Annotated in this window: 12 protein-coding genes; 6 read left to right on the forward strand and 6 right to left on the reverse strand. The window is 62.5% G+C overall.

Annotated features, from left to right (window positions below):
• Positions 1 to 243: 243 nt before the first annotated feature.
• The 3 genes from WA904_RS09515 to WA904_RS09525 form a co-directional block, all read right to left on the reverse strand.
• Positions 244 to 972: a glutathione S-transferase gene (locus WA904_RS09515; RefSeq protein ID WP_425196884.1), complete on the reverse strand. Its 729-nt coding sequence runs from the start codon at positions 970 to 972 to the stop codon at positions 244 to 246.
• Between the two features lie 89 nt (positions 973 to 1,061).
• On the reverse strand, positions 1,062 to 2,237 hold the full coding sequence (locus WA904_RS09520) for a methyltransferase (protein ID WP_425196885.1): 1,176 nt from the start codon (positions 2,235 to 2,237) through the stop codon (positions 1,062 to 1,064).
• 146 nt (positions 2,238 to 2,383) lie between these two features.
• Positions 2,384 to 2,983 carry a hypothetical protein gene (locus WA904_RS09525; protein ID WP_425196886.1) on the reverse strand — a complete coding sequence of 200 codons (600 nt, stop codon included), beginning with the start codon at positions 2,981 to 2,983 and terminating at the stop codon, positions 2,384 to 2,386.
• Positions 2,984 to 3,326: 343 nt separating this feature from the next.
• Here WA904_RS09525 and WA904_RS09530 point away from each other — a divergent pair, with 343 nt between their 5' ends.
• The 3 genes from WA904_RS09530 to WA904_RS09540 all read left to right on the forward strand — a co-directional run bounded on the left by WA904_RS09530 (position 3,327) and on the right by WA904_RS09540 (position 6,063).
• The gene (locus WA904_RS09530) at positions 3,327 to 3,497 is read left to right on the forward strand and encodes a hypothetical protein (protein ID WP_425196887.1); all 171 of its coding nucleotides are present in this window, start codon (positions 3,327 to 3,329) and stop codon (positions 3,495 to 3,497) included.
• Positions 3,498 to 3,762: 265 nt separating this feature from the next.
• Positions 3,763 to 4,788 carry an OmpA family protein gene (locus WA904_RS09535; RefSeq protein WP_425196888.1) on the forward strand — a complete coding sequence of 342 codons (1,026 nt, stop codon included), beginning with the start codon at positions 3,763 to 3,765 and terminating at the stop codon, positions 4,786 to 4,788.
• 225 nt (positions 4,789 to 5,013) lie between these two features.
• Positions 5,014 to 6,063 (forward strand): Ldh family oxidoreductase, encoded by a 1,050-nt coding sequence (locus WA904_RS09540; RefSeq protein WP_425196889.1) that lies wholly within the window; start codon positions 5,014 to 5,016, stop codon positions 6,061 to 6,063.
• 10 nt (positions 6,064 to 6,073) lie between these two features.
• Here the strand turns inward: WA904_RS09540 and WA904_RS09545 are convergent, their stop codons facing one another.
• Genes WA904_RS09545 through WA904_RS09555 form a run of 3 tightly spaced genes read right to left on the reverse strand, consistent with a single transcriptional unit; the run spans position 6,074 to position 9,093 of the window.
• Positions 6,074 to 7,570 carry a tripartite tricarboxylate transporter permease gene (locus WA904_RS09545; RefSeq protein WP_425196890.1) on the reverse strand — a complete coding sequence of 499 codons (1,497 nt, stop codon included), beginning with the start codon at positions 7,568 to 7,570 and terminating at the stop codon, positions 6,074 to 6,076.
• A gap of 40 nt (positions 7,571 to 7,610) precedes the next feature.
• Positions 7,611 to 8,084 (reverse strand): tripartite tricarboxylate transporter TctB family protein, encoded by a 474-nt coding sequence (locus WA904_RS09550; protein WP_425196891.1) that lies wholly within the window; start codon positions 8,082 to 8,084, stop codon positions 7,611 to 7,613.
• A gap of 16 nt (positions 8,085 to 8,100) precedes the next feature.
• Entirely contained in the window at positions 8,101 to 9,093 is a 993-nt protein-coding gene (locus WA904_RS09555) for a tripartite tricarboxylate transporter substrate binding protein (protein WP_425196892.1), read from the reverse strand.
• Between the two features lie 513 nt (positions 9,094 to 9,606).
• Here WA904_RS09555 and xylF point away from each other — a divergent pair.
• From xylF to WA904_RS09570, 3 genes are all read left to right on the forward strand, one after another.
• Positions 9,607 to 10,623 carry a D-xylose ABC transporter substrate-binding protein gene (gene xylF, locus WA904_RS09560; RefSeq protein ID WP_425196893.1) on the forward strand — a complete coding sequence of 339 codons (1,017 nt, stop codon included), beginning with the start codon at positions 9,607 to 9,609 and terminating at the stop codon, positions 10,621 to 10,623.
• A 150-nt stretch (positions 10,624 to 10,773) separates the two neighbouring features.
• Entirely contained in the window at positions 10,774 to 11,904 is a 1,131-nt protein-coding gene (locus WA904_RS09565; RefSeq protein ID WP_425196915.1) for a sugar ABC transporter permease, read from the forward strand.
• 1 nt (position 11,905) lies between these two features.
• Positions 11,906 to 12,685 (forward strand): ATP-binding cassette domain-containing protein, encoded by a 780-nt coding sequence (locus WA904_RS09570; protein WP_425196894.1) that lies wholly within the window; start codon positions 11,906 to 11,908, stop codon positions 12,683 to 12,685.
• Positions 12,686 to 12,692: the final 7 nt, after the last annotated feature.

The raw sequence follows: 12,692 nt of genomic DNA on the forward strand, positions 1-12,692 counted from the left end.
TCAGTGATGGGGTCGAGGTTCTGGTGTTGTTGCTGATCCTTGTCGTAGTCGTCGAGTGCCATGGTGTTGCTCCTTCAATGATGATGGAATGAATGAGGACCAAATCGACACCCGGCTGGTACCAGGCATCTCGCTGCAAAAGCGCAGTTTTTTCGGTTCAGGATTTCATCGTCGTGCGGTGCCCGAGTGCCTGTGGTCAGGCGAGGACAGACCGGACTGTAGGAGAAGACGCCGTGCGCGGCCTCAGGCGTCCAGCTCGGGGTAACGCCGGAAAATGCCGTCTTCGTTGAAGGGAATGCGCCGCTCGCTCGCGAGGTAGGCCGCCACGCGCCGGTGCTGCGCCACACGGGCGTGCAGGCCGGTGACATGCGGCGCCCGCTTGAGGGTGCGCCGCGCTGCCTTGGGGAACGCATACAGCAGGCCCTCGACCAGCTGGAACAGCGACAGGTCGGCGTAGCTCAGGCGCGCGCCCACCAGGTGAGCCGGCCCTGAAGGGTTGCGCGCGAGCACGTTTTCGAACCAGGCGAGGAATTTGGGAATGCGCTGCTCGCGGAAGGCCTTCGCCCGCTTGGCGGCCTCCTTCTTCTGGTCTTCGTAATACAGGCCGGTGGCAATCGGGTGGTGAGTCTCATGCACCTCCGCCACGGCATCGGCAATGGTCAGCTGTAGCTGGTGCGTCCACAAACGCTTCGCCTCGCTTTTGCCGACCAGACCCAGGCGCGGCCCGAGGTAGAGCAGGATCGCCGCGGTCTGGCCGACGATGAGCTTGCCATCAACCAGGAAGGGCGGTGCGAACGGCGGGTGCTGCACCTGCGGGCTCTCGAGGTAATGCATCATCGACCCCGCGCCCTGCTCTTTGCTTTCGGGGCAGCGCGCCACGTCAAGGTAGCTGGCACCGGCCGCCTCCAGCGCCAGGCGAACGAATTCCCCGCGGCCCTGGATGGTCGGCCAGTAATGCAGTTCATAAGGCATGGGATTTTCCTTCGTGAAACAGCGTTTAACAAAAATGGCTTCCAACCCTTATTGGACGGGCGCAAGCAGCTATTCTTTTTATAGCATATTCAGGGCGCCGCATGGGCGGCCAGGCGCCAGAGCGAAGTGACTTCAGCCGCGCGCGCGGCGTGCAGCGCATCGGCTGCATCACCGGCCTTGGGATGCTGCGGCCGGGTATCCACGCGGGACAGCACCTGCAGGCCGGCAGCGTCTATCCAGGCCATCAGCTCGCTGCGTGGCCGCAGGCCCAGGTGTTCGGCCAGGTCCGACAGGATGAGCCAGCCTTCACCGCCGGGCACCAGGTGCGCAGCCAGCCCTTGCAGGAAGCCGCGCAGCATGCGGCTGTCCGGGTCATACACCGCATACTCGATCGGTGAACTGGGCCGCGCCGGCACCCAGGGCGGGTTGCAGACCACCAGCGTCGCGCGCCCCGGCGGAAACAGGTCCACCTGTTGCAGCTCGACGCGCCCGGCCAACCCGAGACGCACCAGGTTCTCGCGCGCACAAGCCAGTGCACGCGGGTCCTGGTCCGTCGCCACCACCTGCTGCACACCCCGGCGCGCGAGGATGGCCGCGAGCACACCCGTGCCGGTGCCGATGTCAAAGGCCAGGCTGGCGGAAGCCAGGGCCGGCGGCAGCGGCGTGTCGGCCGCCAGGGCCAGGTATTCGCCGCGCACCGGGGCAAACACGCCGTAGTGCGGGTGGATGCGCTCACCGCTCAGGGCGGCGATCTCCACCCCCTTCTTGCGCCATTCGTGCGCGCTGATCAGGCCCAGCAGTTCACGCAGCGACGTGACGTAGGCGCCCTGCGCTGCATCGCCCGGGCCGTAAGCCTCGGTGCAGGCCTGCGAGACATCCGGCGCCCGCCGCAGGGCGATGTGGTGGCTGCCGTCAAACTCCAGCACCAGCATGGCCAGCGTGCGTGCACGCTGGGATTGGGCCTGGCGATGCAGGTTGAAGGCGTCCAGCGGCGAGACGGGAGCCGCATCGGGCCTGGACTTTTTTTCCTTTTTGGGTTTGTCGGTGCGCCTGGCCAGAGCTTGCAGCAGTTGCCGCGCATTCTGGAAATCACCGCGCCACAGGATGGCCGTGCCTTCGCTGGCCAGGCGGAAGGCGGCATCGGCCGTCAGGGTGTCATCGGCCACCTGCACCTTCCGGGGTGGAGCCGCGCCGCTTTCAGAACGCCAGCGCGCAGAACGGGTTTGTTCGCCTTCGGTCCAGTGGATGCGGACCGGCTCGGTCACGCCAGTGCTTTCGCTACAGGGCAGGAGGAGGTATGGAGCAGAGGCTGCAGACGCAGGAAGAAAAAAGGCATTGGATCAACCCGGTCAGTGAACAGACCGTCATTATCCTGCCCGCGCCGCTGCAGGCGCGTTCGCCAGCCAGCGGACTAGCGGCTGTCCTTGCCGTCCGCGCCGGTCAGCGGCGCAAGGTCGGACGAGTAGGTGCGGTCACCGATGGTCATCTCGCTGCTGTTTTGCCAGGCGGACTCAAAGGCGGCCAGTTCCTGCGCGGTGGCGCGTTCATAACGGCGCACATTCGCGGCCCGCTTCGCCTCGGGTGACAGTGGGCCGCTGTCCGGCCCTGCCGTAGCCTCGACACGCTGGGGGTCAAAGCCCCTGAGTTCTTCGTTGACGCGCCAGTAGACCGCTGACACACCCAGGCCATAACGGGCCAGGGCGTTTTTTCCGATGGTGGTGCCCAGCGCGGCCAGTGCCCGCTGGCTACCTTGCTCACTGTCCATGAAGTCCGTGGACAGGTCCACCATCACCACGAAGCTGTGGCCACGTTTGTCGGCGCGCACGACCTTGAACTTGTAGCTTCCGCTCAGAATGCCCCGGCTCTCCATCGTGGTTTTGACGGAGTCGAAAAGCATCTCACGGCGAAATGCCATGCGTTCGTCCAGGCTCATTTTGACCGGCCCGGTTTCTCCCGGATCGCTCTCTTTCTGGCTGTGCGAAGAAGAAAAAAGGTTTTGAAAAAATGACATGGCGCAAATAGATGTTGAATGACGAATGCCAACCCTGGTGCCAATTTCCTTGGGCTTATAGGTCGTTGACAAAGCCTGCACACCACCCGGTCAACACAAACATCGTATGCTTTTCGTTACAGGTTGTCATCTTCTGATACACGGCAATTTGATAGCGTGCTTCTGTGATAAATGACATGAAAGAAAACGAAATACCTCACCATTAAAGAATATTTAGAACTTTTATCTGATGGATGCGTTTTTTGCCGATCATCGGCTTTCTCCGACAAGCGCAGTGGCCTGCGCCCGATAGGGGCACCGCAGATGGTTGCCGATACTGACCCCTTCACTTCTGGAGGAAGACATGTCTTTTGCACTTTATATGGTTGGCTTCGCGATTTTTCTGGCCGGCCTGGTCTGGGGTGCGTTCGAAGCCGGCATTCCCCATGTCTATATCGGCATCGGCGCGCTGGTGATCCTGGGAATCGGGATTTTCAGCGCGGTTAGCCGCACGCGCAGCAAAGATCCTTCATGACAACCGAACAGCTTGGGAAAGTGCGTGATCCGGCGACGCATTGACAATGCACCCCCACACATCGCACTTTCTGCCACGCCTCGCTCATGCGGGGCTTTTTTTTGTGTGTCGTCGCCATGGGGAGCTACTGTCCCACAGCGTGACGGCTCACGCGCCGATACGTTGCGGATTTGCCCCGCCTGATGCTCGACCATCACGGCGCAAACAGGCCGCGATGCCCGCTCTCATTTTTTTAACGCATCGGCTTTTGTTTGAAGGACACGCCATGAAACTCACCCACATCAGAACAATTTCTGCCGCCGCAGCCGCGCTTGCCTGCATGAGCCCGGCATTGCTGATGGCCCAGATCATTGACAACCCGTCGGCCTACATCATGCCCAGCATCAGCGTGGTGGATCCCGATGACCGGTTCAACGGCGGCAAGAACTTCAATGGGCTCGGTCTGCGCATCGGCAAAGCGGTGTCCCCTTCGTGGGATCTCCAGGGGGGCGGCATGCTGGGCCGGTCAACCCAGAACGGCATCCGTTACGAGCAGGCCACGCTGGGTGTAGATGCCCTGTACATGTTCAACCGCAGCAACTTCCGGCCTTTCCTGCTCGCAGGTATTGGTGCGCAGCGCGACAAACTGCCCACCGCCAGTGCGACCTCGCCTTACCTGAACCTGGGCGCCGGTTTCCAGGTGAGCCTGTCCGAGCAGTGGTTCATGCAGGCCGACCTGCGGCGCAGCCGCGCTTATGTTCGCCACAACACCTTCGGCGCAGACCATCTCACGACCAATTCGCTCAACTTCGGCCTGAGCTACTACTTCGACAAGCCGGCAAGCACCCAGGTTGCGCAGTACACGCCACCGCCGGCACCGGCACCTGTCGCGGCACCCCCGCCGCCGCCTCCGGCCGCCGCGCCGGCACGGTTTGAGCGTGTGACCCTGGCGGCCACTGAACTGTTTGCCTTCGACAGCGCCCAGTTGCGCATGCCGCAGACCAAACTGGACGAGATTGCACAGGTCCTCGGGGCCGGCCAGTACAACGGCAATGTCACCGTGACCGGCTACACCGATCGTCTGGGTTCGGACGCCTACAACCAGAAGCTGTCACAGCAACGCGCCGAAGCAGTACGGAACTACCTGACCAGCAAAGGCGTTGCCGCCAATCGCCTGACGGCTGTCGGCAAGGGCGAAAGCAACCCGGTGGTCACCTGCAATGACCGCAAACGCACAGACCTAATCAATTGCCTGGCGCCCAACCGCCGCGTGGAAGTCGAGGAAATCGTTATCGAACGCCGCGTCAATTAAGGCGCATCAGTGCCCGGTGCTGCCGGGCACTGATGGCCTTTTGGTAAAAGGTAAAAGCCGGCCCCGTGCCGGCTTTTTCTTGCGCGGCCCGGTTGGAGAGTCCCTAGAATCAGTTTTGCCCGCAGCACCCCTGTCTGCATCTGAAATATGAATAAAACAAGGCTTCAGCCCTTATGTGGCGGGCGCAAACAGCTATCAAATAAATAGCAATAACGGAGACGCACCGTGCGCTACAGACACACCGACCTGAACGGCTACGCCACTGCATTGCTGGGCGCCGCCGGCCTGGAAGCAGACAAGGCGGGGGCCGTCGCCGACATTCTGATGCAGGGTGACCTCATGGGTCACACCACCCATGGCCTGGCGCTGTTGCCGGGTTATCTTGCCGAGCTTGAATCCGGCGCGATGCGCAAGCAGGGCGAACCCAGCGTGGTGGCCGACCACCCTGCCGCCCTCACCTGGGATGGCCTGCGGCTGCCGGGGCCGTGGCTGGTCCTTCGCGCCATGGAGATCGCCACGCAGCGCGCCCGCACCCAGGGAACCTGTACGGTGGTCATCCGTCGCAGCCATCACATTGCCTGCCTGGCCGCCTACCTGCAGCGCGCCACCGACCAGGGCCTGCTGATGCTGCTGACCTGCTCGGACCCGAACACCGCCAGCGTGGCGCCTTTCGGCGGGCTCGATGCCGTGTTCACGCCTAACCCGATTGCCGCGGGCATTCCCACAAATGACATTCCTGTGCTGATGGACGTGTCGACCTCGGCGACCACCAACGGCCTGACCAACCGCCTGCACAAGGAAGGCGGCCGCCTGCCTGCCGCGTGGGTGATGGACGGCCACGGCGTGCCGGGCGACGACCCGGCGGTGCTGTTCAGGGAACCCAAAGGAACCATCCTGCCGCTGGGCGGCATGGACTCGGGCCACAAGGGCTACGGCCTCACGCTGCTGGTTGAAGCCCTCACCGGCGGCCTGGCGGGCCACGGACGCGCAGATGCCAAAGAAGGCTGGGGTGCCACGGTGTTTTTGCAGATCATCGATCCGCGCGCCTTCTCCGGGCTGGATGCCTTCACGCGGCAGACGGGCCATGTCACCGATGCGTGCCGGGCATCGCGTCCGGCGCAAGCGGGCACGGCCATCCGGACACCGGGCGAAAAAGGCGTGGCACTGGCCCGTGAACAAAGCCGCTCGGGCGTGGCGCTTTACCCGGCCATCCTGCCGGCGCTGGCCCCATGGGCAGCAAAGCTGGGGGTGCCGGAGCCTGCAGCCATCGGCTGACGCCTGCGCCTCAGGCAGGCGCAGCAACGTTGCGGCGCCGCAGCCAGCCCGTGGCGACGGGCGTGAACCACAGGAGGAGGGTCACCGCGGCGAGTGTGGCGGCAATCGGTCGGCCGACAAAAGCCAGCATGTTGCCGTCGGCCTTGATCATGGAGGTGATGAAGTTTTCCTCCAGCATGCCGCCCAGCACCACGCCGAGGATGGCCGGCGCGATGGGAAACCGGTTTTCTTCCAGCACATAGGCGATCACGCCGGCAACCAGCATCACGCCGACTTCAAACAGCGAGTTGTTGATGGCAAAGGTGCCGACGATGCAGAACATCAGGATGATGGGCATGAGCAGGTTGCGCGGCACTTTGAGGATGCGCCGGGCGGCCTTGATGCAGAGAATGCCCAGGGGAATCATGATGATGTTGGCAAGGATGAAAAGCAGGAAAACCGCATAGATGTTTTGCGGATGGGTGGTGAACAGCGAGGGGCCGGGGTTCATGTTTTTCATGTAGAGCACACCGATCACGATGGCCGTGATGGAGTCACCCGGAATGCCGAACACCAGCGCGGGGATCCAGGCGCCGGCCAGGGCGCTGTTGTTGGCGGCGCCCGATTCCACGATGCCTTCGACATGGCCGGTGCCGAACTTCTCTGGCTCTTTCGAGAACTTCTTGCTCATCGCGTACGACATCCAGGCCGCGATGTCCGCGCCCGCGCCCGGCAACGCACCCACCGCCGTGCCCAGCACGCTGCCGCGCAGAATCTGTTTGGGGTATTTTTTTGCCAGCGCCCATTGCCCGGCGAGCACGTTGCCCACGTTCTCGACCACCAGCTCAGGCGGCGGGCTGGTGTCCACCACAAAACGGATGAGCTCGGCAATCGCAAACATGCCGATCATCATGGAGATCATGCCGATGCCGCCCATCATCTCGGTGTTACCGAAAGTGAAGCGCGGAAAGCCGGCCGGGTTGCCCAGGCCCACACAGGCCACCAGCAAGCCAAGGAACAGGGTGATCAGGCCCTTGACGGGACGGTCCGAGGTGATGAACACCGCGCAGGTCAGGCCCAGCAGCACCAGCCAGAAATACTCGAAGGAGCTGAACCGGGTGGCGAACTCTGCCAGCGCAGGAGCCGCCACGATCAGCACCACCGTGCCGAACAGGCCGCCCACTGCCGAGAACACCAGGCCGGCACCGAGGGCCACTTCGGCCTGGCCCTTTTTGGTCATGGCGAAGGCCTCGTCGGTATAGGCCGCTGACGCTGGCGTGCCGGGAATGCGCAGCAGGCAACCAGGAATGTCGCCCGAAAAAATGGCCATGGCGGTGGCCGTCACGATGGCCGCGATGGCCGGAATCGGCGCCATGAAAAAAGTCACCGGCACCAGCAGCGCGGTGGCCATGGTGGCCGTCAGGCCCGGCACGGCGCCTACAAAAAGCCCGTACAGCGAGGCGAGCACCATCACCATCAGGGTGTAGGGCTCAAAAACCATGGCAAAAGCCTGTCCAACAGCGGTCATGGCGCGTCAACTCCCCAATGGGTTCCGGATGGCAAGGTGTCTACCAGGCGTAGCCCTGCAGCACGCCCCAGGGCAGCGGCACGCGCAACAGCTTGTAGAAGGCAAAGTGAATCACCAGCGTGGCCAGCACGGCGACCCCCACGGACCTGCCCAGAGGCACCTGCAGCACATAAAACAAGGCCGAAAGAATGATGGCCGAGCTCAGCAAAAAGCCAAGCTTCTGGGACAGCAGCATGTAAAACACGATGGCGCCTATCAGGACTGCCAGGGCCAGCAGATGGCGCGGCGAGCGCGTCCAGTCCTGCGGCACCAGCCAGGGCACCGAGGCACGTTCGCGCCAGCCGCGCACCAGCAGGATCAGGCCGCCCACACACAGCCCGGCGGCGATGAGGCCCGGGAACAGTGCCGGCCCCACCTGCTGCCCCGGTATCTTCGGGAATGCCTGCACGACGAACAGAATCGTGGCGCCCAATGCCAGCAGCAGCACGCCGAAAACGGCGTCGTTGAGTTTCATGTGCGGCTTTTGGCTTTTACTTGGCGATACCCACGGCCTTCATGGTGGCGCCAAGCTCGACATCCGACTTGGCCATGAACTTGGCGAAATCGTCAGGCCCGGCATAAATCACGCCGTAGCCTTGCTTGGCCATGAACTCGTTGTATTCCTTGCTGGCGGCGATTTTCCTGACGGCGGCACTGAGCTTGTCGCGCGCCTCGACAGGAATGCCCTTGGGCGCGACGATGCCGCGCCAGGCAGCCATGGTCCAGTTGCTGCCGATGGCCGATTTGAGCGTCGGAACATTCGGGTAAAGCGCGGAAGGCTTGTCATTCATGATGGCCAGGCTTTTGACCTTGCCCGCATCGATCAGCGAACGCGATTCCGGAAGCGAGACCGGGGCCACTTCCACACCGCCGGCAATCATGTCCTGCAAGCCCGGCGCTGCACCGTTGCTGGGAACCCAGGGCAAGGCTGCAGGGTCGATCTTCTGGTCGCGCAGCAGCCCGGCAATGGCCAGGTGCCAGATGCCGCCCTGCCCCGTGCCAGAGGCCTTGAACTTGCCGGGGTTGGCCTTGATGGCCGCCAGCAGGTCGTTGACTGTTTTGTAGGGCGCGTCGGCACGCACCTGCACACCGGCCGGGTCGGCGTTGACCAGCCCCAGGGGCGTGTAGGAAGCGCCGGTGAGCTCGGTCAGGCCTTGCCAGTGCATCATGCCGATCTCCACCGTTGCCATGCCGATGGTGTAGCCGTCGGGCGCGGCGGAGGCAATCGCCGAATGCCCCACGACACCGCTGCCACCGATGCGGTTGACCACCGTGACAGGCTGGCCGATCTCTTTTTCCAGCAGGCTGGCGATGATGCGGGCCGTGGCGTCGGTGCCGCCGCCGGCGCCCCAGGGCACGATCAGCGTGACCGGACGGACCGGATAGCCTTGCGCGGCCGCTGGAAGGGCCGCGGCCATCAGTGCCAGACCCGCCAGGGTCGCTGCGGTGCGCGTGACAAATGAGCGGCGTGAAGAAGCGTGCATGAGTGTCTCCTTGGAGGGGCGATGGACAAGATGGGGGACATGCCAGGCAAGCACATTTTTTGCAGCGAGCTGTCAGTGAAGCAAGGCATTCGAAAGCAGTTCCGGAGGTCACTCTAGAACAATTGGTCAGCCCTGGGCACTAGGGCGAACCATAGTATCGTATGATGATAGAAAATTTTCGCGTTGTAAAGAAATAGCGCGACAACCCCAGTCGTAGCCTGAATCTATTGCTATCATATATGTAGCACATCCCCGCAATTTTTGGTTGATGCGTCAAGCACCGGCACCTCGCGACCAGCGTGTGGTGTTACAGAAACTGTCCAAATTTCCAGCAATACCCCGCATCCCCGGGGGTTTGTCCCTAGGCCCGGAAATTTTCGGATCCACATAATTAGTGCGTCGTCCAAACTAATCCTATGGTTGCTGCTTTTACAGCAGGACGATGCAGGACCTGGCCGAGCTTTTTTTTCAAAAATCACATGCCTGACATGGGCAGAACCATCGGAGACCATCATGAAACTCAAGACTTCCCTCACTGCATTGGCACTCAGCCTGGCCGCCGCTGGCGCATGGGCGCAGGTGACCGTTGGCGTCAGCTGGTCCAATTTTCAGGAAGAGCGCTGGAAAACGGACGAGGCCGCCATCAAGACGCAGCTTGAAAAGCTGGGTGCCAAATACATCAGTGCGGATGCCGCAGGCTCTCCCGAAAAGCAGCTGGCGGACATTGACGGGCTGATGGCCAAGGGTGCCAAGGTGCTGATCGTGCTGGCCATGGACAAGGACGCCATCCTGCCCGCCGTGAACAAGGCCACCAAACAAAAGGTGCCGGTTATCGCCTATGACCGCCTGATCGAGGCCCCCGGCGTGTTCTACATCACCTTCGACAACAAGGAAGTCGGCCGCATGCAGGCACGTGCCGTGTTCAAGGCCAAGCCCAAGGGCAACTACGTGATGATCAAGGGTTCGCCTACAGACCCGAATGCCAATTTCCTGCGCGAAGGCCAGCAGGAAATCATTGATGCCGCCGTCAAGAAAGGCGACATCAAGATCGTGGGAGAGGAATACACCGAGGGCTGGAAGCCTGAAGTCGCGCAGAAAAACATGGAACAGATCCTGACCAGGAACGGCGGCAAAGTCGACGCCGTGGTCGCCTCCAATGACGGCACCGCCGGTGGTGTCGTGGCGGCGCTGAGTTCCAAGGGCCTCAAGGGTGTTCCGGTGTCCGGTCAGGATGGTGACTTTGCCGCCCTGAACCGCGTGGCCATGGGCACCCAGACGGTGTCGGTATGGAAAGATGCCCGCGACCTCGGCAAACAGGCGGCCAGCGCAGCCGTCAATCTGGGCGCCGGCAAAAAAGTCGATGGTGCGACTTCCTGGAACGGCGGCGAGAAAAAGATTGCCCTGCAGGCCCAGTTCCTCAAGCCCGTGCCCATCACCCGCGACAACCTCGACGTGGTGGTGAAAGCCGGCTGGATCAAGAAAGAGGAACTCTGCAGGGGTGTCACCGGCAACGTCGCAGCCTGCAAGTAGTACAGGTCTTCAACCACCCTGCTCCCCTTCTGCGCAAGCAGGCAAGGCAACCAGCCTGTCGGTTGCCTGTGGGAGCACTGCATCCTCATGACCATGCATTTTCCTGCCCGATCCCTGCGCAACGCTGCCGTCGACTGGCGGCTGGTATTCATGGGAGGCGTCCTTGCCGTCCTGGCAGGCGTGTTCCATGTGCTGTCGGGTGGCATTTTCCTGTCACCTGAAAACCTCTACAACATCGCCCAGCAAACCGCCGTGGTTGGCATCGTGTCCACTGTCATGGTGCTGATCATCGTGGCCCGGCATATCGATCTGTCGGTCGGCTCTGTGATTGGTTTTGTGGGCGTGCTCATCGCCTATCTGCAATACACCCTGGGCTGGTCCTGGCCGGCGGCGTCGCTTGCCGGGCTGGCCGCAGCGGTGCTGGTGTCGATGTACCAGGGATGGCTGACCGCCATGCTCGGTGTGCCGTCTTTCGTGGTCACGCTGGGGGGCCTGATGTCCCTGCGCGGTGCGGCCTTCCTGGTGGCCGACGGCAAGACCCAGCCCGTCAGCGACGAGACTTTCCTGCAGCTGGGTGGCGGTTATGACGGCGGCATCGGGGTGACCGCCACCTGGGTCCTGACGGCAGGTGTGAGCCTGCTGCTGGTGGTCCGCATGGTGTTGCGCCGCCGTGCCTCCACGCACCATGAGATGCCCAACCATCCCCTGTGGATGGACGTCTTGCTGGTGGCGGCACCTGTGGTCCTGCTGGCCGCATTTGCCGCGGTCATGAACAGCTATCAGGTTCCCAACAAGGAGGCTCCCCAGGGCATCCCCGTGCCGGTGTTGATCTGGGCGGCCGTGGCGGTGACCATGTCATTCATCTCTCAACGCACGCGTTTTGGCCGCTACATCTATGCCATGGGGGGCAATCCCGACGCCGCGGTATTGGTGGGCATACCGGTCAAGCGGGTGACACTCATGCTGTTTGCCCTGCTCGGTGTGCTTATCACCATCGCGGCCATCGTGTCGGTGGCCCGCCTGAACGCCGGTACCAACTCGCTGGGCACCGGCATGGAACTGTTCGTGATTGCTGCCGCCGTGATTGGCGGCACCGCACTGGCAGGAGGCAGCGGCACCATCATTGGCTCGGTCCTGGGTGCGCTCATCATGCAGTCGCTGGACAGCGGCATGCTGCTGCTGGATGTGTCCATCGGAAAACGCATGATCATCATCGGACAGGTGCTGATTGTTGCGGTGGTATTTGACGTGCTCTATCGCAAGTGGGCACAGGAAAGCTGACATGCAAACCACCACCGAGCCCCTGGTCGAATTCAAGGACATCCGCAAGGCCTTTGGCGGTGTTCATGCCGTGGACGGCGTGAACCTGAACCTGTACGCGGGCGAAGTTGTGGCCGTGCTGGGCCACAACGGCGCAGGCAAATCAACCCTCATGAAAATGCTGGCCGGCGCTTTCCCCATCGATTCGGGCGAGATCCATGTGATGGGAGAGAAAGTGAATCTCCGGACCCCGGCCGACGCGCAGCACCAGGGCATCGAGACCATCTACCAGACGCTGGCCCTCGCCGACAATCTGGACGCCGTGGCCAACCTGTTCCTGGGCCGCGAAAAAATGACGGCCTGGAACACGCTGGACGACTACTTCATGGAGGCGCAGGCGCGCAAGGTGTTTGGCCGCCTGAATAAAAACTTCACCAACATCCACACCCCGGTGCGGCGCCTGTCGGGCGGGCAGCGCCAGGTGGTGGCCATTTCGCGCGCCATCTACTTCAACGCCCGCATCCTGATCATGGACGAACCCTGCGCCGCCCTGGGGCCGGAGGAATCCGCCATGGTGGCCAACCTGGTGCTGCAGCTGAAAGCCGAAGGCGTGGGCATTTTCCTGATCACGCACGACATGCACGATGTTTTTGCGCTCAGCGACCGACTCTCCGTGATGAAAAACGGCCGCCTGATAGGCACTTACCGAACGACCGACCTGAACGAAGACCAGATTCTCGGCATGATCATCGCCGGCAAGCAGCCCGAAGGAAAAACACAGGCGCCTCACCGCAACGTCTGAGCCATGC

Source organism: Polaromonas sp. (assembly GCF_049790275.1).
Classification (GTDB): Bacteria; Pseudomonadota; Gammaproteobacteria; order Burkholderiales; family Burkholderiaceae_C; genus Polaromonas.

Excerpts from the sequence above, each read along its gene's own strand:
- WA904_RS09565 (WP_425196915.1), top strand. The coding sequence starts at position 10,774 with ATGGGAGGCGTCCTTGCCGTCCTGGCAGGCGTGTTCCATGTGCTGTCG.
- WA904_RS09530 (WP_425196887.1), top strand. The coding sequence starts at position 3,327 with ATGTCTTTTGCACTTTATATGGTTGGCTTCGCGATTTTTCTGGCCGGC.
- xylF (WP_425196893.1), top strand. The coding sequence starts at position 9,607 with ATGAAACTCAAGACTTCCCTCACTGCATTGGCACTCAGCCTGGCCGCC.
- WA904_RS09555 (WP_425196892.1), bottom strand. The coding sequence starts at position 9,093 with ATGCACGCTTCTTCACGCCGCTCATTTGTCACGCGCACCGCAGCGACC.
- WA904_RS09515 (WP_425196884.1), bottom strand. The coding sequence starts at position 972 with ATGCCTTATGAACTGCATTACTGGCCGACCATCCAGGGCCGCGGGGAA.
- WA904_RS09570 (WP_425196894.1), top strand. The coding sequence starts at position 11,906 with ATGCAAACCACCACCGAGCCCCTGGTCGAATTCAAGGACATCCGCAAG.
- WA904_RS09535 (WP_425196888.1), top strand. The coding sequence starts at position 3,763 with ATGAAACTCACCCACATCAGAACAATTTCTGCCGCCGCAGCCGCGCTT.
- WA904_RS09525 (WP_425196886.1), bottom strand. The coding sequence starts at position 2,983 with ATGTCATTTTTTCAAAACCTTTTTTCTTCTTCGCACAGCCAGAAAGAG.
- WA904_RS09545 (WP_425196890.1), bottom strand. The coding sequence starts at position 7,570 with ATGACCGCTGTTGGACAGGCTTTTGCCATGGTTTTTGAGCCCTACACC.
- WA904_RS09550 (WP_425196891.1), bottom strand. The coding sequence starts at position 8,084 with ATGAAACTCAACGACGCCGTTTTCGGCGTGCTGCTGCTGGCATTGGGC.